20 protein-coding genes are annotated in these 20,038 nt (G+C 61.1%); 8 read left to right on the forward strand and 12 right to left on the reverse strand.

Annotated features, from left to right (window positions below; genetic code table 11):
• Positions 1-78: 78 nt before the first annotated feature.
• The 12 genes from A2I95_RS18680 to A2I95_RS18735 form a co-directional block, all read right to left on the reverse strand.
• Positions 79-1,191: a PotD/PotF family extracellular solute-binding protein gene (locus A2I95_RS18680; protein WP_291732033.1), complete on the reverse strand. Its 1,113-nt coding sequence runs from the start codon at positions 1,189-1,191 to the stop codon at positions 79-81.
• A gap of 165 nt (positions 1,192-1,356) precedes the next feature.
• The gene (locus A2I95_RS18685; protein ID WP_291732034.1) at positions 1,357-2,286 is read right to left on the reverse strand and encodes a LysR substrate-binding domain-containing protein; all 930 of its coding nucleotides are present in this window, start codon (positions 2,284-2,286) and stop codon (positions 1,357-1,359) included.
• A 69-nt stretch (positions 2,287-2,355) separates the two neighbouring features.
• Positions 2,356-3,339 (reverse strand): ABC transporter permease, encoded by a 984-nt coding sequence (locus A2I95_RS18690; RefSeq protein ID WP_291732035.1) that lies wholly within the window; start codon positions 3,337-3,339, stop codon positions 2,356-2,358.
• A complete protein-coding gene (locus A2I95_RS18695; protein WP_291732036.1) occupies positions 3,336-4,889 on the reverse strand; it encodes a sugar ABC transporter ATP-binding protein in 1,554 nt (517 codons plus the stop codon). The genes A2I95_RS18690 and A2I95_RS18695 overlap by 4 nt, the downstream gene beginning before the upstream one ends.
• 27 nt (positions 4,890-4,916) lie before the next feature.
• A complete protein-coding gene (locus A2I95_RS18700) occupies positions 4,917-5,921 on the reverse strand; it encodes a sugar ABC transporter substrate-binding protein (RefSeq protein ID WP_291732037.1) in 1,005 nt (334 codons plus the stop codon).
• A 93-nt stretch (positions 5,922-6,014) separates the two neighbouring features.
• Positions 6,015-6,398, reverse strand: a complete 384-nt coding sequence (locus tag A2I95_RS18705; RefSeq protein ID WP_291732038.1) for a hypothetical protein — start codon at positions 6,396-6,398, stop codon at positions 6,015-6,017.
• Positions 6,399-6,488: 90 nt separating this feature from the next.
• Complete coding sequence (locus A2I95_RS18710; RefSeq protein WP_291732039.1) at positions 6,489-7,961, reverse strand: amidase; 1,473 nt, start codon at positions 7,959-7,961, stop codon at positions 6,489-6,491.
• Positions 7,962-8,255: 294 nt separating this feature from the next.
• A complete protein-coding gene (locus tag A2I95_RS18715; RefSeq protein WP_291732040.1) occupies positions 8,256-9,251 on the reverse strand; it encodes a branched-chain amino acid ABC transporter permease in 996 nt (331 codons plus the stop codon).
• A 1-nt stretch (position 9,252) separates the two neighbouring features.
• The gene (locus A2I95_RS18720) at positions 9,253-10,125 is read right to left on the reverse strand and encodes a branched-chain amino acid ABC transporter permease (RefSeq protein WP_291732041.1); all 873 of its coding nucleotides are present in this window, start codon (positions 10,123-10,125) and stop codon (positions 9,253-9,255) included.
• Positions 10,122-10,796 (reverse strand): ABC transporter ATP-binding protein, encoded by a 675-nt coding sequence (locus tag A2I95_RS18725; protein ID WP_291732042.1) that lies wholly within the window; start codon positions 10,794-10,796, stop codon positions 10,122-10,124. Before A2I95_RS18725 ends, A2I95_RS18720 begins: the two co-directional genes overlap by 4 nt.
• Complete coding sequence (locus A2I95_RS18730) at positions 10,789-11,517, reverse strand: ABC transporter ATP-binding protein (protein ID WP_291732043.1); 729 nt, start codon at positions 11,515-11,517, stop codon at positions 10,789-10,791. Before A2I95_RS18730 ends, A2I95_RS18725 begins: the two co-directional genes overlap by 8 nt.
• Positions 11,518-11,621: 104 nt before the next feature.
• Complete coding sequence (locus A2I95_RS18735; protein WP_291732044.1) at positions 11,622-12,836, reverse strand: ABC transporter substrate-binding protein; 1,215 nt, start codon at positions 12,834-12,836, stop codon at positions 11,622-11,624.
• A gap of 284 nt (positions 12,837-13,120) precedes the next feature.
• Between A2I95_RS18735 and A2I95_RS18740 the strand changes: the two genes are divergently transcribed.
• From A2I95_RS18740 to A2I95_RS18775, 8 genes are all read left to right on the forward strand, one after another.
• Complete coding sequence (locus tag A2I95_RS18740; protein WP_291732045.1) at positions 13,121-13,582, forward strand: ester cyclase; 462 nt, start codon at positions 13,121-13,123, stop codon at positions 13,580-13,582.
• 12 nt (positions 13,583-13,594) lie between these two features.
• The gene (locus A2I95_RS18745) at positions 13,595-14,155 is read left to right on the forward strand and encodes a VOC family protein (RefSeq protein WP_291732046.1); all 561 of its coding nucleotides are present in this window, start codon (positions 13,595-13,597) and stop codon (positions 14,153-14,155) included.
• Between the two features lie 70 nt (positions 14,156-14,225).
• Positions 14,226-15,011, forward strand: a complete 786-nt coding sequence (locus tag A2I95_RS18750; RefSeq protein ID WP_291732047.1) for an SDR family NAD(P)-dependent oxidoreductase — start codon at positions 14,226-14,228, stop codon at positions 15,009-15,011.
• A gap of 109 nt (positions 15,012-15,120) precedes the next feature.
• Positions 15,121-15,816, forward strand: coding sequence for an urea carboxylase-associated family protein (locus A2I95_RS18755; protein ID WP_291732048.1), 696 nt, complete (start codon positions 15,121-15,123; stop codon positions 15,814-15,816).
• 12 nt (positions 15,817-15,828) lie between these two features.
• Complete coding sequence (locus A2I95_RS18760) at positions 15,829-17,379, forward strand: amidohydrolase family protein (protein WP_291732049.1); 1,551 nt, start codon at positions 15,829-15,831, stop codon at positions 17,377-17,379.
• Positions 17,376-18,263 (forward strand): polysaccharide deacetylase, encoded by an 888-nt coding sequence (locus tag A2I95_RS18765; RefSeq protein ID WP_291732050.1) that lies wholly within the window; start codon positions 17,376-17,378, stop codon positions 18,261-18,263. Before A2I95_RS18760 ends, A2I95_RS18765 begins: the two co-directional genes overlap by 4 nt.
• Positions 18,263-19,555 carry an amidase gene (locus A2I95_RS18770; protein ID WP_291732051.1) on the forward strand — a complete coding sequence of 431 codons (1,293 nt, stop codon included), beginning with the start codon at positions 18,263-18,265 and terminating at the stop codon, positions 19,553-19,555. Before A2I95_RS18765 ends, A2I95_RS18770 begins: the two co-directional genes overlap by 1 nt.
• Complete coding sequence (locus A2I95_RS18775; RefSeq protein ID WP_291732052.1) at positions 19,552-20,019, forward strand: hypothetical protein; 468 nt, start codon at positions 19,552-19,554, stop codon at positions 20,017-20,019. The genes A2I95_RS18770 and A2I95_RS18775 overlap by 4 nt, the downstream gene beginning before the upstream one ends.
• Positions 20,020-20,038: the final 19 nt, after the last annotated feature.

Consider the following 20,038-nt stretch of genomic DNA (forward strand, 5'->3'; position numbering starts at 1 on the left):
CCTTCGGCTCGATGAAGGGGAAGTGTCCCGCCGCCAATGGGAGCCCGGCAGCGGGACTGAAGCACCTGAGAGGGGAGATCAGGCGCTCTTGTAAGCGGACCAGAAATCGTTCCAGTCACTCAGATCCTGCTGCACCGGCAGCTGGCGGATATGGATGCGACCCTTACGGATCAGATCAATGGCGTTGCCGTCGCCTTTGAACATCCCCAGGTGGCGGGCATCTTCCGGCTTCTCGGCAATCATCCGTTCCCAGCCGGATTTCGACGGGATGATCGCAGGGAACACGTTGAGGTTGGCCAGGTTGTACTGCCCGGCTGGGCTGGAGGCGTGCTGGATGAACTTGCGCGCCAGCTCCGCCTTGCGGGAGCCGCGCCCGATCGAGAAGCTCTCGGTGAACTGGATGCCGCCCTGCTCCGGGATGGTGGTGGTGACATTGGCCCCGTCACGGCGCAGCACGCCGGTAATCCACTCGCCGATTCCCGGCATCACGGTGACTTCGCCGGATTTCAGCGACGACAGGACCCCGCCGTAATCATAGAAACCGCGCACCTGCGGTTTCAGGCTCAGCGTGGTGTCCTGCAGTTTTTTCCATGCCTCTTCGCCAATGTCATAGGGCTGTGCGTTGCCGTCGCGCAGACTCAGAACGCCGAGGTTGGGCAGGTGCCAGTCGAAATGGCCGATCTTGTCCCTGTGCTTGGCGTCCCACAGCATGTCATAGGACATCGCCTCTTTGACAGAAACGGCCTCCAGGTTGTGGGAAATGCCCAGGAAGCCGAACCGGCTGATCACGGCATAAAGCTCATCGTCATGCCAGTGGCCCGGGAACTTGTGGAACTCCGGGTAGAAGTCATCGAACGGGTAGTCTTCCGGGTCCAGCTTCTCGACAAAGTTGGCCCGGACCAGCTGCTGCACATATTCGGCATCGGCATGGATCAGGTCATAGGTTCCCGCCGGGGACTGCGCCAGCAGGGCCAGCATCTGCTCGCCGCCGACATAGTATTTCGGGGTGATCTTCACGTTGTGCAGCTCTTCAAACTCGGCAACAGCGTCCGGCTCCGCCTGGCCGTACCAGGCCAGCATCGTCAATTCCGTGACGGACTGCGCCCGTGCAATCATCGGCATCGCCAGCGCACCGGCTGCCATGGCGCTTGTTTTCAGAAGACTCCGCCGTGTGAGATTAATCTTGGCCATTTCCGGCTCCTCCCTTGCGTGATGAAGGAAGTATCCAGCCCAGCTACCGCCCCAACAATCGAGCAGAACTCAGCCGTTTCCAAGATTTTCTCAGCCTTTTGACAGGGCTTGCCGGGGTGTTTTGCAGGCGGGAACCCTTGAAAGCTGCAATCCAGGCGCCGAATCTTAGCCCTGGGGCATAAACTGCTGGCCATAAGCGCTGTCCCGGAACAGGTCCGCCTCGCTCAGCAGCCAGTCTTGAAATGCCTTGATCTTCGCCGTGCGGGCCCGTTCCACCGGGCAGACCAAGTAATAGCTGCGGTCCTTTAGCACCTGCGAGATAGGGGCCGCAATGCGCCCCCGCTCAATCTCGCGTGAGGCAGCGATCACGCTGACAAGGGCAACCGCGCGGTTGTCTATCGCGGCCTCAATACACATGATTTCATCGCTGAAATGCGCAATCGGGCGGATCTGGCAGGCAGGCACCCCCGCTGAGGTAAACCAAGTTCGCCAGTTCGGATCGCCCTCCTCGAACCCAAGCCATTCATATTCCACCAGATCCCTGCTCAACAGATCTTCGGGGGTTCTGATCTTGCTGCTCAGCTTACGGGCGCAGACCGGGGTCACAAAATCATCCAGCACCCAGGCCGCATGGGCGCCCGGATCAGGCGTGTCCGTGTATCTGATTGAAATATCAACGGAGTAACGCGCAAAATCCAAAACACTGTCCGAGGCAATGACTTTGACATCAAGCTGCGGATAAAGGCGGCTGAATTTTGGCAGCCGGGGACTGAGCCAGCTCCAGGCAAAAGAGCGCGTGGTGGTTACCACCAGCTCACCCTCGATCTCATCCATGCTGAGCTGCGCCACGCCCTGTGTCAGCTGGCTGAAGGCATCGCCGACAAAGGGGCTCAGTATTTCGCCCTCGGCCGTCAGTTTCAGCGAGCGCGTCAGCCGGTGGAACAACGAAATGCCCAGCTGGGTTTCCAGGGTCTTGAGCCGGTGGCTGATCGCGGTGGGCGTCAACGACAGCTCCTCTGCCGCCAGCTTGATGCTCATATGCCGGGAGACGGCCTCGAAGGCCTGAAGGCTGGTCAGGGGCGGCAAGCGTTTCACGGCATGAACCTCTCTTTTCAAGGGGCAAGCCTCTCCCAAACGGGAGAGGCCTGCAGGTTCAATCTGGAATTACCCCCGTCTGGAGCGCAATACGTCCAAACCAGCAGCCACAATCAAAACGGTGCCAGTTGTCATGAGACTCAACTCAGTTGGAACATTCATCAGAATCAGCCCGTTCGACAGCATCCCCAGCAGCCAGACGCCCAGCACAACCCTCAAGACCGACCCCTTGCCACCGGTAAAGGGGATGCCACCCAGCAGAACCGCCGTCAGAACGCTCAGTTCCACCCCGATGCCCAGCGTGCCGGCAGGGGCCGAGTTGATCCGGGAAATGCTCATCAGCGCTGCAACGGCCACAAAGAATCCAGTCGCGGCATACAGACCGACGCCGATGGCCTTGACCCTGAGACCAACCAGGAAGGCCGCGCGCTGATTCACACCCAGCGCCACGATCTGCGGTCCGATCGGCAACAGAGTCATGACCGCCGCCCCAAGAGCGATGACCGCCAGCATGATCCAGGTCAAAACCGGAAGCCCGAGAACCCGCTCGTAGCCGATCACCAGGAACTCCTCCGGAAAACCGAAAATCGGATTTGGTGCCAGCCATTGGGCCACGCCGCGGATAAGGGTGAGCGTGCCCAGTGTCACGATGATCGGGGACATTCCAATCGATGACACAAGCACCCCGTTGATCAGGCCCACGCCTGTTCCCACTGCAAGGGTAAGCAGCACCGCGCCAGTGATCCCCAAGGGCTCAAAGCTGAGGCCCGCCACCACACCGCACAGCGCCAGGGTGGAACCGACCGACAGGTCAATCTTGCCGGCCATCAGCAGCATCGCAAAGGGAATGGAGATCGTCATCAGCGCTGACACTTGCACCGAAATCGCAATCCAATTGTTGGCGGTCATGAAGACCGGCGCCTTTAGATAAAAGAACAGCGCCAGCAGGGCGATGGCCATCGGCAATGCTGCCGCCACCGCGATTTCGAACCAGTCGTGTTCCGTTTTTTCGTCAGCCGCTGCCGCGGCCCGTGTCAGTCCGGTATCTGTCATTGCGTCAATTCCATTTGCTTTGCTTCAGGTGCTGCGGCCGGAAGGTCCTGTTGCGCGCTGTGCTCTGCCCGGTGGGCCAGTTCGATCAGCATCTCTTCATCATGAGGGTTATCGATTAGGGCCACTTGCCTGCCGCGGCCCAGCACCAGCACCTTGTCGGCCAGCAGACAGATCTCAGTCGCGTCCGAGGATGCCACCGCAACTGCGGTGCCTTTGCGCTTCACATCTGCCAGGGCTTCGTAGAGTTCGTGCCGGGCTCCAATGTCGACGCCCTGGGTCGGCTCATCCAGCAGCAGCAGCTTCAGCCCTGTCCCTTCGACCAGCCAGCGGCCGACCATGATTTTCTGCGCATTGCCGCCGCTGAACCGCTGCCCCTGCAAGCGCGGGTTGGGCGGCTGAATGTTCAGGCGGCGGGAGGCACGTTCAAACTCCCGCCCCTCGCGGCGGAAATCGCGCAGCAGCCGCGGCATCGGAGAGCGCCCGAAGTGCGGCACAAGCAGGTTTTCAACGGCAGCGAAGCTTGCAAACAGGCTCTGCTCCTTGCGGTCGCTGGCCACCAGGGCCACACCCTGCGACAGCGCTTCGCGCGGCGCAGCGAAGCTGACATCCTGCCCGTCCAGCTCGATCCGGCCGCCGGACTTCGGCGCAGCACCCGACAGGCATTCCAGCAGCTCGGTTCTGCCCGCTCCCATCAGCCCGTAGATGCCGAGAACCTCGCCTGCCCGCAGTTCAGCGCTGACAGGTCCGACAAATCCTGTGCTCAGGTCTTCCATCTTCAAGACAGCGGGACCGCTGGGCGTGAATTCGGATTTTTCCATCCCCTGCAACAGCGCATCCGGGGAAATCGCGTCCGTCATGTCGGCAATCGTCACTTCTTCTACCGGCCGGGTCCACAGGATACTTCCGTCGCGCAGGATAGTGACCTGATCGGCAACCTTGTGGATCTCATCCAGAAAATGCGTGACGTAGATGACCCCGATGCCATCCTTGGCAACCGCCTGGCGGATCACTGCATGCAGCGCCTTTGCCTCCTTGTCAGAAAGGGAGGCCGTCGGCTCATCAAGAATGAGAAACCTGGGTTTCAGCCGCAGCGCACGCGCAATTTCCACCACCTTGCGCTCGCCGATACCCAGCGTTCCTAGGTCAGAGCGCGGATTGATGCCCGCAACCCCGAGCCGCGCGAGCAGCTCCCGCGCCTGGGCATTCTGGGCGCGGCGGTCCACCCGACCGCCACGCTTGATTTCATGGCCAAGAAAGATGTTCTCGGCAACGGTCAGCCCTTCAAAGACCTGAAAATGCTGATAGATGATCGCCACGCCCAGGTCCTGCACCTGCCGCGGCGTGGCACCGCGCAAGGAAGCTCCAGCCGCAAGAATATCGCCCTTGTCCGCGTCCTGCGCTCCGCTGATGCAGTTCAGCAGCGTGGACTTGCCCGCGCCGTTTGCTCCCAGGAATGCCAGGACTTTTCCGGCCTCGACCTGCAAGTCCACTCCTTTGAGCACGGCAACCGGGCCATAGGATTTTCGAAGATCCTTCACTTCAAGACGCATGGGTCGCCTCCTTGCCGGTTCCGTGCATCAGTTTTCGTAGTTCGACAGCAGGAAGTTCAGCAGCGGCTGGTCCGCCTTGCTGGCCAGCACCGTGGGCGTGTAGGCAAAGCTCGGCTCTTTCTCGCGCACTGCGTTCAGCGCCAGATCTACGATATTGGCTCCCAGCTCATTGATCAGGATAGCTGCGGACGCACGGTAGGCGCCGCCATCGTCTACTGCACTCAGCCCTTCCAGTGAGCCGTCCTGGCCGCCAACAAACATGGCGTCAGGATCAGCGCCTGCCAGTTTGATGGCCCGCAATGCGCCCACCGCAGCATCGTCCGCCATGCCGATAATGATATCCAGGTCCGGATGCTGCTGCAGGACTGTCTCGGCAACCCGCAAGCCGTTGGTCTGGTCTGCAGCGTCTTGCTCTGCCACCACTTCGATGCCGTTTTCTGCAAAGATCCGGGTCACTTCACTCCAGCGCGGAGCAAGCGAGGGCAGCGGAGTCAGCGTGGTTACTAGCGCCTTGGCACCTGTCACACCGTTTTCCTTGGCCCAATCAACCGCGGCCTGAGCCACGATCTGGCCGGACTGGGCGTGATCGAAACCGACAAAGCCATCCGACCCGTCCATTTTCCCCAGGTAAGTCAGCCACTTGATCCCCTGCGTCTGGGCCTGGCGCTGCAGCGGCTGCAAAGCTGTGGGTTCAATCGGCAGAACAACGATGGCGTCAACGCCAAGGGTGATCCAGCCCTGGATCGCATTGATCTGCTGTTCCAGGTTATTGGCCTGCGTGTTGTCATGCAGGACCGTCACGCACCCCAGCTGAGCCGCGCGTTCATCGGCAAACCGGCGCACCTGCTTGACGATTGCAACCTCTGAAACCGAGTGGCTGTATGCCACCTGGTAGGTTTGGCCGCCGGTGCAGGCATCAGCTGCAGCTTCCCGGATCTGTGTGATGGTGACATCTTTGATTTCATCAGCCTGCGCCAGCGTGCCCGCTGCCAGGCCCATCGCCAGAGCGAGGGTTCTTGTAACCATTTTCATCGGATTTCCCTGTTGTTGTTTGGCATTGAGTGACTGCCTTGCCTGGCAGTTCTTTGGTCGGACGGGGCCGTAGCGCCCCGCCCCAAAGCCGGTTTAGAACTCAAAAAGGTTGGAGTATTTCACCGACAGCGAGTCGCCGTTGACCAACGCCAGGAAACCCTTGGTGCGCGGGTCTTCGACAAAGCGCGGCAGGGCCGCTTCGGCATCTTCCTGCGACATCCAGTAAACAACCTCGACCCAGGAGCCATCGGTGTTTCTGGCCAGGTGGCGGGCTACGAACCCGTCATAGCCTTCCAGCACTTCGTCCATTGCCAGGGTTTCGCGCAGGAACGCATCCGGGTTGGCGCCGTCAACCAGGTTGAACTCAAGATATTCGACGACAACCGCCTTGTTGATCGGCAGCGCCTCGGCCATGGCGCCGACGGTGGCGGTCACAGTCATGGCAGCGGCAAGCGCCAGAGATTTCAGCATTTTCATTAGTATTCTCCTGTTGGTTTGGCAAAAAGCGGCCGACACGCCGCAGGGTCGCCTGCGTGTGGGATCCGGCCCTAGAGGCAGTCCGGACTGTTAGAGGGCAATCCGGCTGTAGTGCTGCGACCACGGGCGCAGGCGTTCAAAGGCCGCAGCGGCGGCCAACACGTCGCCGTCGGCCTGGCGCCGTCCGGCAATGTGCAGGCCAACCGGCAGGCCAGAGGTGCCCAGGCCCGCGGGCACTGACACCGAGGGATGGCCGGTGAAGTTGGTCAGGAAGGTCGGACACCAGCCGATCAGCGGATCGATTTCGACACCGTTGATTTCGCTGGGGCCCTTAGTGTTGCCATCCGTGGTGTTCTTGACCGGCATTGCGCTCACCGTGGGTGAAACGATCAGGTCGTATTTCGCAAAAGTAGCCTGGTAGGCGTCAAACACTTCCGAGCGGACAGACAGGTCGCGATAGAGATCATCGGCGCTGTAGCCCGGCCCGACGCGCTCCACCCAATCAAGCAGGTCCGGCGCCAGACCGTGGCGATGCTCCTCGGACAGCAGGTCAAGACCGGAGGCTTTGATGGCGTCGAAGCTGTGGCGCATGATCGGCACGAACAGACGGCACCAGATGTCGCTGTATTCGCGCTGGTCGCAGGTCAGGCCGATCTTGATCTCTTCCACTTCGGCGCCGGCCTGCTCGAACACTTTGACCGCATCGGCGACAACGTCGCTCACCTCGCCTTCGATGGGGAAGACATCCAGGTTCGGGCTATAGCCGATCTTCATCCCCTTGATGCCGCGCAGGGCTGCATCCGAAAAGTCGTTGACCATCTGGTGGCAGTTCGGGTCGCCGGGATGCGCTCCTTGCAGAATGCCCAGCGACAGGATCGCATCCTCGACATTGCGGGTGATGGTGCCCTCAAAGATATAGGGCAGCGTGTTGGCAAAAGCATTCGGGCGTACCAGCAGCGGCGTGCGGCCCGCCGAGGCACGGTAGCCGACGGTGTTGGTCCAAGCAGCAGGAATGCGGATCGACCCTCCGCCGTCGGTGCCTTCGGCAACCGGCAGCATACCAGCCGCAACCGCCGCGGCGGAACCGCCCGAAGAGCCGCCGGCGTTGCGGCTGGTGTCAAACGGGTTGGAGGTCGGGCCAAAGGCCACGTTGTCCGTGGTGCCGCGGTAGCCCATTGCCGGGCTGTTGGTCTTACCGACAAAAATAGCGCCTGCCGCTTCCATGCTTTCGACAAAGCCGCATTTCATGTCGGCAATATTGTCTTTGAGCTGCGGAATGCCGCCCAAAGTGCTCGGCCAGCCCGGTTTGAAGTCAAACAGGTCTTTCATCGCAGTCGGTACGCCATGCAACGCGCCCAGCTCATCGCCGCGGGCGACGGCTTGGTCTGCGGCCTTGGCAGCATCCCGTGCCTCATCAAAGGCGGTAAAGACAAACGCATTCAGTTTTTCATTACCCGCTTCGATCCGCGCAATTGCAGCTTCCATAACTTCTGATGCGGAAACACGCCGCTCCCGGATGGCCAGCGCGGTTTCGGTTGCACTCAGCTTGGCAAGATCCGTCATGGTTAAATTCCTCCCTGTTTCATGTCCGGATCTGAATGGCTTCCGCCCCGGCTTTCCCACAGGATGGCGGAGCTGGGGATTCCAACAACTGAGAAAAGCTCAGCCCATGCGTGAGGAATGATTTCTAGTTTATTTACAGACCGCTGGGTGGATCTGACCGCCCCTCCAAACTGTAAGCTCACGCGCCGGGGATTTCCGCTGCATCCGTGCGAAATCAGGCGCAAAAGCCGGAACTCTGCGCCTGATGGAATTCGGTTTCCGCTGCCCGCCGGAAAGCTTTCCAGGGCCGCTGTTTTAGTCTGGTTTCTCCGCCTGCCGGGGCTTAAAGGCGCCCGCCACGCCCTCGGGGAAGAAAATCACCGTCAGCACCACCGCCACCCCCAGCAGAAGCAGCCGGTAGTCATCGAAACTGCGCAGCAGTTCATTGCCGATCACAACGATAAAGACCCCTGCAATAGCGCCGGGAAACCGGCCCATGCCGCCAATGGCCAGCATCACCATCGCCATCAGGAAGAACTCTGTTCCAAGGACCTTGGGCGTCACCACAGAAGTGTAATGCGCATAGATACCGCCAGCCACCGCCGTAAACACCGCCGAAACCACAAAGGCCAGGAGTTTGTATTTGTACTCATTCACACCAATTGCCTGCGCAAAGGTCTCTGCATCGCGCATGGCGACAAACGCCAGCCCTAGCCGCCCGCGCAGGATGACAAAGTAGATCAGGTAGACACAGACCGCGCCTAAGGCGAGGGTCACCCAGTACCAGGTCAGCTTGTCGATGGAAGAGACCTGGAAGCCAAAGAGGTTGAGCCACGGGATGCCCAAAAGACCGGTATTGCCGCCCATGCCAATCGCCTTGCCCTGCTGGATGAGCGGCGGCAGCGCCAAATGCACCGCAAAGGTGAACAGCGCCACGTATTCCCCTTTCAACCGCAAGCTGGGCACCGCCACCAGCGCGCCGATCCCGGCCCCGACCAGGGCCGCAGCTCCAATCGCCAGCAAGGGCGTCAGCCCGGCATAAATCGACAGCATGGCAGAACCATATGCGCCAAAGGCAAAGAACACGAGCTGCGCATAGTTGAAGATCCCAGCATAGCCCAGGATCAGATCCCAACTGGCAATCACAATGCACCAGATGAAGACCAGGATGAAAATATGCCGGACATAGCTGTCGCCCAAGAGCCCGCCCAGCAGGGCAAGCCCCCCTACCAAGGCCCAGAAAATCAGGCTGTCGCGGCCCAGCCCGGCGCCGGTGAATTGCGACGTGATAGAAAAGAAACGGTCAGTCATCTTAGTTCTCCCAGACTCCGAACAGGCCTTTGGGGCGGATCATCAGAACGGCGATCAGCATCACCAGCCAGGCCGGCATGGCCCAGCTCGGGCCGATATAGAAAATGACAAAGGCTTCGAGGATGGCGAGGATGAAGGCCGCCACAAAGGCCCCCTTGGTGCTGCCCAGCCCGCCAAGAACCACGATCACAAAGGCTTTGAGAAACGGTGCCCAGCCGCCCAGGGGTGAGATCAGGAATACCGGCGCCAGCAAGATTCCAGCGATGCCAGTCAGCACAACCGAGAGAGCAAAGGTCATGGAAAACACCTGATTGACGTTCACCCCCACCTGATTGGCGCCCTGCATGTCCTGGCTGACCGCCCGCACCGCCTGACCATAACGGGTGGCCGACAGAAAGTACTCCAGCGAGGCGACCAGCGCCAAAGAGATGGCAAAGATCCAGACCCGGTACCACGACAGGGTGATCCCGCCGATCTCCAGCACGCCTTCGGTGAAGGGCGGGATCGTCTTGGTGCCGGGGCCGAACACCAGCTGCAGACCGTTCTCTACGATAAAGGCCAGACCCAGCGTCACCATGATGGTGTTGATCTTCCAGTTTGCACTGCCCCTCAGCGGCCGGATGATCAGCCGTTCGATGCCAATCCCTGCCACCGCCAGAATGGGGATGGCAATCAGCACTGCCAGCCACAATGGCAGGTTGAAGTGCCCTACGACCAGGAACCAGGCCAGAAAGCCCCCCAATGAATAGAGCGAGCCATGGGCAAAGTTCAAAATGCGCGAGGCGCCGTAAACGAGGGACAAGCCGACTGCGACAACGCAGTAGACCGCCCCCTGGGTGATCCCGCTCAGCAGGATTTCAATGATTTGTGTCATAGGGCCTCCTGCAGGCTGCGGCTATCTGTTTCGGTGACCACGCCTTCCTCAATGGAATAGACCCGGTCGATCATCCCTTCGAGCAGCGCCAGGCTTTGTTCGACCAGCAGCACAGTGAGACCCTCACGGTTCAGCTGCGACACGGTACGCAGCATGGTTTCCGTAAGGTTCGGCGCCAGTCCCAGAGAGGGTTCGTCTATTGCAAGAAGCGACGGGTTGGACATCAGCCCCCGCCCCAGCGCCACCATCTGCGCCTCGCCGCCGGACAATGAGCGGCACAGCTGGCTGCGGCGCTCCGCCAGGCGCGGATACAGGCTGAACACGCGGTCCAGGTTTTCTTTCTCCCGCCTGCGCGCTTCGGGCAGATAGGCGCCCAGCTGCAGATTCTCCAGCACGGTCATATCGGGAAACAGGCGGCGGTCCTCGGCCACATAGACCAGGCCCTGGCCAACCAGATGCGGCGCCTTGCGCCCGGCAATGTCCTGGCCGTCAAAAGTAATCCGGCCCGACTTCGCGGGCACCAGTCCGCATATCGTTTTCAGCAGGGTGCTTTTGCCGTGGCCGTTGGCCCCGACCACTGCAACCAGCTCCCCCTTGTACACGCTCAGCGATGCATCATGCAGCACATGGAAATCGCTGTAGAAGGCGTTGACGCCTTTCACCTCAAGCATCGTGTTTCTTTCCAAGATAGATCTCGACCACATGGTCATCGTTCAGCACCACTTCGGGGCGGTCCAGCATCACGAACTCGCCGAAATTGATGATCAGGATACGGTCCGCGATCTCTGCCAGCGCCCGCGTCTTGTGCTCGACCATCACGATGGTGATGCCCAGCTCCTCGCGGACGTGGCGGATCACCTGCAGGAATTCCACGATTTCCTCGGCGTTCAGCCCGCCAAGCGGTTCATCCATAAAAATGATCTCCGGCCCCGTTGCCAGTGCCGCCCCCAGCATGATCCGTTTGCGGGTCAAGAGATCGGCCTGTGACGCCGGAAGGTTCAGCGCACCCTCAAGCTGGGTCAGGTAGAGGATATCCTGCATCGGGATATCCGGCGCCGACCCGCGGGCCTCGCTTCCGAACATCTGCCCGGCCAGAAGGTTTTCCCCCACCGTCACGGACGACAACAACGTCGGTATCTGAAAGGTCTGGGCAATTCCCAGCCCGCAGCGGCTGTGGCGCTTGAAACCCGTCACGTCCTTGGCATTGAACAGCACCCTGCCCCGGCTCGCGTGCAGACCGCCGGTGCAGACATTCATCAAGGTAGACTTGCCTGCGCCATTTGGTCCAGCCACGCCCAGGATCTCGCCCCGTTCGATCTGGAAAGACAGATCCGTAAGCGCCCGGAACGGTCCGAATTGCATGGTTACATTTTCGAGAGACATCTGCGTCATGAGGAATGCTTTCTGGACGGTTTGCCTGTGTCAGACCTGCTGTCTGAAAATGCCGCGCCTCCGGAGAAGGAGGGAGAGCGAAGGCGCGGCAGGTGCCCGGACCGTTACTTGATCCAGGAAGGAGACACGATCTCAGCAACCTTCTGGTCGCCGACCACAACACGGACGCGTTCCTTGTTCTGCACCTGGAACAGCTGTGCAGGCTGGGTGTTCGGCCCGTTATCGATGAAGTTGCGCTCGTTGAAATCGAAGGTGCCCACCAGGCCCTGATACTTCATGGTGCGGATAGCATCAGCGACAGCCGCATGGTCCGAAGCATCGCCCGCCTGTTCGACGGCAGCCGCCCACATGTAGACCATGTCATAGACAGCGGCAGCCAGGCTGACCGAGGGCTCACGGCCATAGGCGGCCTCCCAGCTCTCGACAAAGGCTGCTCCGGCTTCGTTTTCCTGATGCGCGTTCAGAGTGAAGGCCAGCAAACCTTCGGCCTGCCCCTGGGCGATCACATCATCCAGCCCGGTGGTGGCGCCAATATAACCGACATTCAGCAACGCTCTGCCGGCGGGCTTGTTCTTGTACTGCGACAGGAAGGTGGTGGCGACAGCCGGTTCCAGTGCTTCCAGGTGGATCAGCGACGGCGCGGCCTCGCGGATCTGCGACTGGATGCCGGTCCATTCCACGGTGTCATAAGGCACTTCCTGAACATAGACAACTTCCCAGCCCGCGTCCTCAGCAGCGGCGGCCATGGATTTGGCGTTGTTGATGTCCCACTCATAGTCGCCATGCACGATGGCCAGGCGTTTGGTCTCAAACTCATGGCCGGTTTTCAGCACCATATCGAATTGCGCACGGCCATAATTCAAGTCGACATCGGAGGCGTTGAAGATGGCATTGCAGCGCATCCGCTCTGCCAGATCGACCACTCCGATGACCGCGTCATTGTGGATATAGGGAATGCCATAGGGGCAGAATGCCGGGATATCCGGCCCCATACCGCCATAGCCATTGATCAGGGCGCTGACCTGTTCCCGTTCGATCAGGTTTGCTGCCGCCGCCGCCAGCTTGTCCGGGGTCAGATCGCCGATGTCAAAGGTCACGACCTCAACCTGATTGCCAAGCAGCCCGCCATTTGCGTTGATCTCGCCGACAGCCAGATTGATCGCCTGTTCCATCGTCTCGCCATCCGCCGCGAAATACCCGGTCAGCGGAATCGGTGCGCCGAGCGAGATTGTATCCGCATTGGCCGCACCCGCTGTTGCAGCAAGAGCACCGGCAAGCAAACCGGCCTTTGCCTGGACTTTTATAGAATTGAAAACCATGTAAGTTCCTCCCGTTGGAACAGCTGTGTTTTTGGCAAGGCTCCGCCCCGGGCGCGCAGGCGCCCTGCCGCAAACCGCAGATTGCGGGCTGGCTTGCAAATCCTTGCTGAACAGAGGCCTTGTGAGGCCGCACAGCGCCAATGCCAGGCGCTGCACATCCCGACACTAACTGCGGCCCGCCGTTTCCTCGCCTGAAATCTCCTCATCCAAGGGCTGAGGTTTCGTCGGGTGACAGCAACTGCCTGTGCGCCTCACCTATTCAGGACATTCAAAAGGAGGTTTCCATGACTGATCAGGAACGCAACAAGGCTACGGTGGCTGATATCTACGCCACCTGCTGGAATAAGAACGATATGCAGCGCGTCGATGAGATCTTTAACGAAGACGTGAGCCACGGGCTTCTGCTGGACGGCTGGCCTTCTGGCCGTGATGGCTTCAAGAAGCTGGTGGCGTTCTGGCGCGAGGCGTTCCCCGACATCCACGAAGACGCGATTGACCTGGTGGCCGATGGCAACACGGTGATGTCGCGTTTCCGCCTGCGCGGCACCCATCAAGGCGACTTTTACGGCATTCCCGGCACCGGGCGCAAAGTCGACATCTATGGCGCCGAGTGGTTCAAGTTCGCCGAGAACGGCAAGGTCACTGATTACCTCTATCACGAAGACACCCTGGGCCTGTTCTTCCAGCTGGGCGTCATGCCGCTGCCGCACCTGGCCATTGCCGGTGTCGACAGCTCGCGGAAGTAAACACTGTTGCCCATGGACCTTTCCAAACTGCCTTCGGTTGTTGGCGGCGAGACGCTGTCGAACAGCTTCCTCGGCAATGCGGTTGAGCTGTGCATTGTCACCGATGACCACGTGAAAACAATGGAGGGCCTCTGCCGGCTGGGGATCGGCCCATGGGCCGTCTACACCTTTTCGCCGGAAACGGTGTCAGACCAGACATATAAAGGCGAACCCTGCGAATTTGCGCTCAAGGTCTGTTTTGCCCAATCCGGCAACATGATCTGGGAGCTGATGCAGCCGCTTTGGGGTCCTTCAATTTTTCAGGACTTCCTCGACAAGCACGGCACCGGCTTTCACCATGTGGCGTATGACTGCAACGATGAGCCCTGGGAAACCCGGATCAGCGAACTGGAAAAACGCGGTTTCAAAATGGTGCAGTCCGGCAAATGGCAGGGCCAGAATGCGTTTGCCTTCTTTGACACAGAAGACGCCACAGGAACCACGTTCGAGACTTATCACTTTCCAGAGGGGTGGGACTATCCGGAACCGGAAAGCTGGTTCCCGGCGCCGCCGCCCACTGGCGCGGACTTGTAAGAACCTCTCCCCCAAACTTCCACGGTGCCCGGCCCTTGCCGGCACCGTCTTTTATTCAGGAGACCCAAAAATGACAAACCCTTCAGCAGTGGACTTTAGCGGCCAATCGGTTTTCGTCACTGGCGCCAGCCGAGGGATCGGCTACGGCGTTGCCCGCGCTTTTGCACATCATGGCGCGAGCTTGCACATTCTGGCACAGAGTGAAGAAATCCATGATGCCGCTCGCCGGATTTCCGATGAAACCGGTCAAAGCGTAACTGGATGGACATGCGACATTACGGACAGTGCCAAGGTCGAAGAGGTCTTTGCCGAAGTCGGTCCGCTGGACGTATTTGTCGCCAATGCCGGGCTGGAAGCCGTCACCCCGATCAGTGACCGTAGCACGGAGGCCGAGGCCCAATTTCGCCGGGTGACCGAAATCAATACCGTCGGCACCTATCTGACCACCCGCGCCGCAGTGCCGCAGATGGGGCCAGGCGGGCGTATCATCATCACCGCATCGATCTGGGGAAGCACCGCGGTGCCCGAACTCAGCGCCTATGTGGCCTCCAAACACGCCAACATCGGTTTCATGCGGTCTATGGCCAAGGAGCTTGGCCCGCGCGGCATCCGTGTCAACGCGGTCTGCCCGGGCTGGGTGATGACCGGCCCTGCGCTCAACACGCTCAGGGAAATGTCGCGGGAGCGGGGGGTGGCGGAAGAAGTAATCACTCAGGAGATCAGTACGGAACAATCCCTGCCTGGTGTGCAATCCGCTGATGATGTCGCGCTCAGCTATCTCTATCTCGCCTCACCTCTGGCAGCCAATATCACCGGCCAGACTCTGAACGCGGATCGCGGTGCGGTGCAGGGCTGAACACACTCAGCTTAGATTTTCTTCGCTCTGGCCTGAAGATTCCTCAGTTTTCGCAGGAGGGCCTTTGGTGTGTTCTTTGGAAAACCAACACGACAAAGGTCTGCCCGCCATGATCCCCTCCGCCACCAAATTCGACCCCGCCCAGCCGGACGGCACCAACCGCAGCATGGAAATTGCCATCTCGGCCGATGGCTCGCCTGAACTTGGCCTCACTTACGAAATTCCCGCCCGCTGCGGCATAGCCGTGCGAGTTCGTAAGGGGCAGACACTTACTGTGATTAATCCCGCGGGATTTCAGGTCTGCGACTTCTGGATTTTCGCGGCGGACGACCTGAACGAGTACAGTTCGATGGAGCATCTGCACACCTCGCTCGGCTCTATCTTTCCGAAGGTGGGCGACGGCGTGGTCTCGAACCTGCGCCGACCTTTGATGACAATCACCGAAGACACCTCACCCGGCGTGCATGACACCGTGATTGCCGCCTGCGATCACAACCGCTACCGGCAGCTTGGTGTCGAGGCCTACCACGACAACTGCGCCGACAACCTGCGGCAAGCTCTGATTGCAATTGGCCTGCGGGCGCCGGCCATCCCCGCCCCGTTTAATCTTTGGATGAATGTGCCGGTGCAGCCCGACGGCAGCACCAGTTTCGAGCCGCCGGTGTCCAAGCCCGGCGACCAGATGTCGTTCCGTGCCGAAACCGATGTGATTGCGGTCATGTCCGCCTGCCCGCAGGATGTGACGCCGGTGAATGGCGAAGGCACTTCGCCGGAGCGGCTCAAATTCCGTGTCACTGGCGACTGAGGCAGGTGCGGGATGCGTGATCTGCTGCTGACAGGCCGCTGGGTGGTGCTTTCCTCCGCTGACGTGCGCCAGGACTATGCGGTCCTGGTTCGCAACGGGCGCGTGGCTAAGTCCGGACCGGCGGCGGACATGCGGGATGCTCATCCGGGCATACCGGAATGGGGCGGCCCCGGCTGCGCCATTATGCCGGGGCTAATCAACGCACACCACCATTGCTACGGGCCGGAACTGCTCAACCAGGCGGTGGCGGACGACCTGCTGGAGCCCTGGATGTTCAGCGGCCCTGCCATGGCCGGGCTGTCCCCCTATGCCTCAACGGCTTATTCGGCGGCCCGGCTGCTGCGCTCGGGTGTGACGGCGGTTGTGGACATGTGCGCGGCCGGACCGGACCAGGGGGCTGCTGAAACGGGGCTGCAGAAAAAGGCAGCAGCCTACCGCGACGCCGGGATCCGTGCAGCCATCGCCCCCGGTGAACGCTGGCAGAACCGCATCGTGCATGGCGCGGGAGAAGAAGCCGCCTTTCTCGCTACCTTGCCCGGGGACCTGCGCAAGCGGCTGCTTGAGAGCGAGGCCCGCAGGCAGCGGCTGGCGCCGGAAGAGTATTTCGCCCTGATCAGCACTCTGGTGCCACAGGGGAACGGGTCGCAGGATTTCTGGTTCGGCCCCACCGGCCCGCAATGGACTCCGGACGGGCTGCTGCTGCAGATCGCGTCGGCGGCTGAACGCCTGAATACCCGTATCCAGACCCACGCGCTGGAAAGCCACTATGAGAGCATCGAAAGCCCGCGCATCCGCGGCGGCTCTGTCATCCGGCATTTCGAAAACTCCGGGCTGTTGACAGGGCGTTTGTCCCTGGCGCATGCGGTCTGGGCTACCAGCGAAGACATTGAGCACCTTGCCCGCTGCGGAACCCAAGTGAGCCACAACCCCAGTTCCAACCTGCGCCTGCGGTCGGGGATCGCGCCTGCTGCCGCCATGGTGGACGCCGGGGTTACAACCGCCATCGGCATGGATGGCACCTCGCTGGCCGGTGATGAAGATATGTTTGCCGAGATGCGCCTCGCCCTCAATCTGAACCGGCCGCCTCACGGCGCGGCGCAGTCGCTGACGGCGCAACAAGTCTTTGCAATGGCAACAGAACACGGTGCGCGCCTGATGGGCCGGGAAGGCGAGCTGGGCCAGTTGCATCCAGGGTTTTGCGCAGATGCGGTGGTTCTGGATCTGGAGCGTTTCCTTACCCCCTGGAGCAGCACCGCTGTTGATCCGCTGGAACTTATCGCCGGCCGCGGCAAAGCGGACGATGTGCGCGACGTTCTGGTGGCCGGCCGGCCGGTACTGCGCAACCGCATCTGCACGGGGATTGATGAGCCATCCCTGATGAAGCGGGTGCAGCAGGAAGCAGATGCCGCCCCGCCCAGCCCCGAGTCCCGGCAGCTGCAGCGCGATCTGCGCCCCTATCTGATGCGCTGGTACGCACAGTGGGACGCCTGGGCCGCCGACACTCATCCGCCGGTGATGCGCTACGGCGCCCGGCCTTCGCCGACAGGAAAGGACCTGCAATGATCCGCAATCCGATTAAATGGCCGAATGGCGCGCGCTGTGCCTGCGCCATCAGCTTTGACATTGACGCTGACAGCCTCATCCACATCTCCCGCCCCAACGACGGCCATGACCGGCTCTATCCCATCTCGATGGGCAAATACGGCCCCACAGTTGCCATCCCGCGCATCCTGAAGACCTACCGCCGGTTTGGCTTGAAACAGTCGTTCTTTGCCCCTGGCTGGGTGGTCGAGCAGTACCCCGAGGCCATGGAGATGATCCTGAAGGACGGCCATGAAATCGGCCACCACGGCTATCTGCACGAGGATCCCACCGCACACGGGCCTGCCGAGCAGCGGGAGTGGTTCGAACGGGCCTTGGACAGCCACAAACGGGTGCTGGGCAACACGCCCAAGGGCTACCGCGCGCCGGTCTACAATGTGACGCAGGCGGTGATCGACCTGCTGATTGAGCATGGGTTCGAATACGAAAGCTCACTGATGGCCGATGATGTGCCCTATCTGATGAACACCTCCGCCGGATCGCTGGTTGAGCTTCCGGTTCATTGGGGCACCGACGACTGGCCGCCTTTCGCCCACTATGATGAGATCGGCTATATGATGCCAGTGGCCGGGCCAAGCCGCGGCCTTGAAGGATTCTGGGAGGAATTCGAAGCGCAATACGAGGCCGGCGGCTTCTGGCTGGCGATCTGGCATCCTTTCCTGACCGGGCGTCTAGCGCGCTGGCGGCAGGTGGAGGCCTGGCTGGAAAAAGTGCTGGAGCGCGGCGATGTCTGGTTTGCCCCGATGCATGAAATCGCGGCCCATGTCTGCGCCGAGGCCGCAAAAGATCCGAACGCCGTCCGGGTCGAGGAGCTGCCCTATTACACCAAGCCGGTGCTGTTCTGATGTCAGCAGTCACCCGGCTTGCCCGCGCATTGGGCCGGGCCGATCAGCCCGATGCAGCTGGCATCTTCATCCGCCGCGACGATGCCGGGCTGTTTGAGCTGGCACGGCAATCGGACCGGCGGCAGGCGGAAGGCAGCTCTCTTGGCCAGCTCGACGGCAAAATCGTTGTGATCAAGGGCAATATCGCTCTGAGCGGCCTGCCGACCACCGCAGGGTCGCTCAGCTTTATTGCCCAGGCAGAAACGGCGGACGCCCCTCTGGTACAGCGCCTGAAGGCGCAAGGGGCCATTCCGATGGGCCATGCGAATCTGTCGGAGTTTGCGTTTTCCGGATTGGGGCTGAACCCGCATTTCGGGACACCGCGCAACGGGCTGGATCCGTATTTTGTGCCCGGCGGCTCCTCCTCCGGCTGTGCCTCGGCCCTTGCGCTTGGCATTGCCGATCTTGCGCTTGGCACCGACACCTCAGGCTCCACCCGTGTTCCGGCCGCATACCAGGGGCTGTTTGGCTTCCGCCCGACAATGGGCCGCTATGATGGCGGCAGCATCCTGCCGCTGGCCCCGTCGCTGGACACACCCGGGCCAATGGCGCGGGATCTGGACGGGCTGATAGCCCTGGATGATGCTTTGCGGGATACCATGCCGGCGGCCAGTGCTGCTCTGCACCGGCGGATCGTCATTCCTGACCACGTCAGCCTGGGAAGCCTGTCTTCTGAGATCGCGGATTTGCTGCACGCAGCCGCCGGGCGGTTGCGTGAAAGCGGCTGGGCGGTAGAGATCCGGCCTTTTGCGGCGCTGGACGAAATCCGCGCGCTGTTTGAACGCTTCGGAACACTGGTCGCCGCCGAAGCGCCGGACACCCTGACCCGGTATACCCGCCTCAGCAATCCAGCGATTGATCCCAATGTCCGCCGCAGGCTTCAAGCTGCGCTGCCGGTGAATCCTGCAAATGCCCGGCAGCTGATGTCCGCGCGCAAACGCCTGCAAGCGCTCGCTAGACGGGAGTTGGACGGTGCCCTGATGCTGATGCCAACGGTTCCGGCCCCCCCGCCCCGCCTAGAGGCCGTTTCAACCAGCGCAGACAGGTTCGCCCAGGAAAATGCCAAAGCACTGAGCCTGGCGATGCCGCTTGCCTTTCTCGACATGCCTTCACTTGCAATGCCTGTCGGCACAGCCAGGCCCGGGCATTCGCTTACCCTTGCCGGCCCCGTCGGCAGCGACAGCAGCATTCTGGCCTCCGCCGGGGCGCTTGCACCGCTGCTTTCACTGCTTACCATGGAGACACCAGCATGACAGCCGCCAATCAAACCGCAGCCGACCGCGAGGAGATCGCAGCGCTGATTGCCCGCCAGTTCCGCGCCTTGTACTGGGACGAAGAAACGCCGCCTGATGCCGCCGCCTTGACCGGGTCTTGTCTGCCGGAGGCTCAGCTCTTCGCCTCTGCCCGCCCGACCCAGGCCCAGTCCGCCCAGGACTTCGCCGCCAGAATGGCCGGCCTGCGTGACAGCGGCCGCATTCCGTTATTTGAGGAAAAGGGCCGTGGCCTGCACATCTGGGTTGTCGGCAATGTCGCCGTCGCAATGGCGGGCTGCGAGATGCATGAAAACCGGACAGAAGTCACCGAAGACATCAGCGCCTTCCTGCTGGTCCGGAACCCGGACGGCTGGGCCATCGCCTCCCAGGCTTGGGACATCCTGCCTTCGATCACATCGGCTTTTGCCGCAACCGGCCTTGGCGCCGAACCTTTTGACGTCTGAACATCTTTTCCAACAGGAG

The organism is Leisingera sp. F5 (assembly GCF_001593695.1).

What these genes read in the sequence shown, in the direction of transcription:
- A2I95_RS18680 (WP_291732033.1), bottom strand. Translation starts at nt 1,191, where the DNA reads ATGGCCAAGATTAATCTCACACGGCGGAGTCTTCTGAAAACAAGCGCC.
- A2I95_RS18770 (WP_291732051.1), top strand. Translation starts at nt 18,263, where the DNA reads ATGTCAGCAGTCACCCGGCTTGCCCGCGCATTGGGCCGGGCCGATCAG.
- A2I95_RS18695 (WP_291732036.1), bottom strand. Translation starts at nt 4,889, where the DNA reads ATGCGTCTTGAAGTGAAGGATCTTCGAAAATCCTATGGCCCGGTTGCC.
- A2I95_RS18715 (WP_291732040.1), bottom strand. Translation starts at nt 9,251, where the DNA reads ATGACTGACCGTTTCTTTTCTATCACGTCGCAATTCACCGGCGCCGGG.
- A2I95_RS18755 (WP_291732048.1), top strand. Translation starts at nt 15,121, where the DNA reads ATGATCCCCTCCGCCACCAAATTCGACCCCGCCCAGCCGGACGGCACC.
- A2I95_RS18775 (WP_291732052.1), top strand. Translation starts at nt 19,552, where the DNA reads ATGACAGCCGCCAATCAAACCGCAGCCGACCGCGAGGAGATCGCAGCG.
- A2I95_RS18710 (WP_291732039.1), bottom strand. Translation starts at nt 7,961, where the DNA reads ATGACGGATCTTGCCAAGCTGAGTGCAACCGAAACCGCGCTGGCCATC.
- A2I95_RS18700 (WP_291732037.1), bottom strand. Translation starts at nt 5,921, where the DNA reads ATGAAAATGGTTACAAGAACCCTCGCTCTGGCGATGGGCCTGGCAGCG.
- A2I95_RS18690 (WP_291732035.1), bottom strand. Translation starts at nt 3,339, where the DNA reads ATGACAGATACCGGACTGACACGGGCCGCGGCAGCGGCTGACGAAAAA.
- A2I95_RS18725 (WP_291732042.1), bottom strand. Translation starts at nt 10,796, where the DNA reads ATGCTTGAGGTGAAAGGCGTCAACGCCTTCTACAGCGATTTCCATGTG.
- A2I95_RS18705 (WP_291732038.1), bottom strand. Translation starts at nt 6,398, where the DNA reads ATGAAAATGCTGAAATCTCTGGCGCTTGCCGCTGCCATGACTGTGACC.
- A2I95_RS18735 (WP_291732044.1), bottom strand. Translation starts at nt 12,836, where the DNA reads ATGGTTTTCAATTCTATAAAAGTCCAGGCAAAGGCCGGTTTGCTTGCC.
- A2I95_RS18765 (WP_291732050.1), top strand. Translation starts at nt 17,376, where the DNA reads ATGATCCGCAATCCGATTAAATGGCCGAATGGCGCGCGCTGTGCCTGC.
- A2I95_RS18760 (WP_291732049.1), top strand. Translation starts at nt 15,829, where the DNA reads ATGCGTGATCTGCTGCTGACAGGCCGCTGGGTGGTGCTTTCCTCCGCT.
- A2I95_RS18745 (WP_291732046.1), top strand. Translation starts at nt 13,595, where the DNA reads ATGGACCTTTCCAAACTGCCTTCGGTTGTTGGCGGCGAGACGCTGTCG.
- A2I95_RS18740 (WP_291732045.1), top strand. Translation starts at nt 13,121, where the DNA reads ATGACTGATCAGGAACGCAACAAGGCTACGGTGGCTGATATCTACGCC.
- A2I95_RS18720 (WP_291732041.1), bottom strand. Translation starts at nt 10,125, where the DNA reads ATGACACAAATCATTGAAATCCTGCTGAGCGGGATCACCCAGGGGGCG.
- A2I95_RS18730 (WP_291732043.1), bottom strand. Translation starts at nt 11,517, where the DNA reads ATGACGCAGATGTCTCTCGAAAATGTAACCATGCAATTCGGACCGTTC.
- A2I95_RS18750 (WP_291732047.1), top strand. Translation starts at nt 14,226, where the DNA reads ATGACAAACCCTTCAGCAGTGGACTTTAGCGGCCAATCGGTTTTCGTC.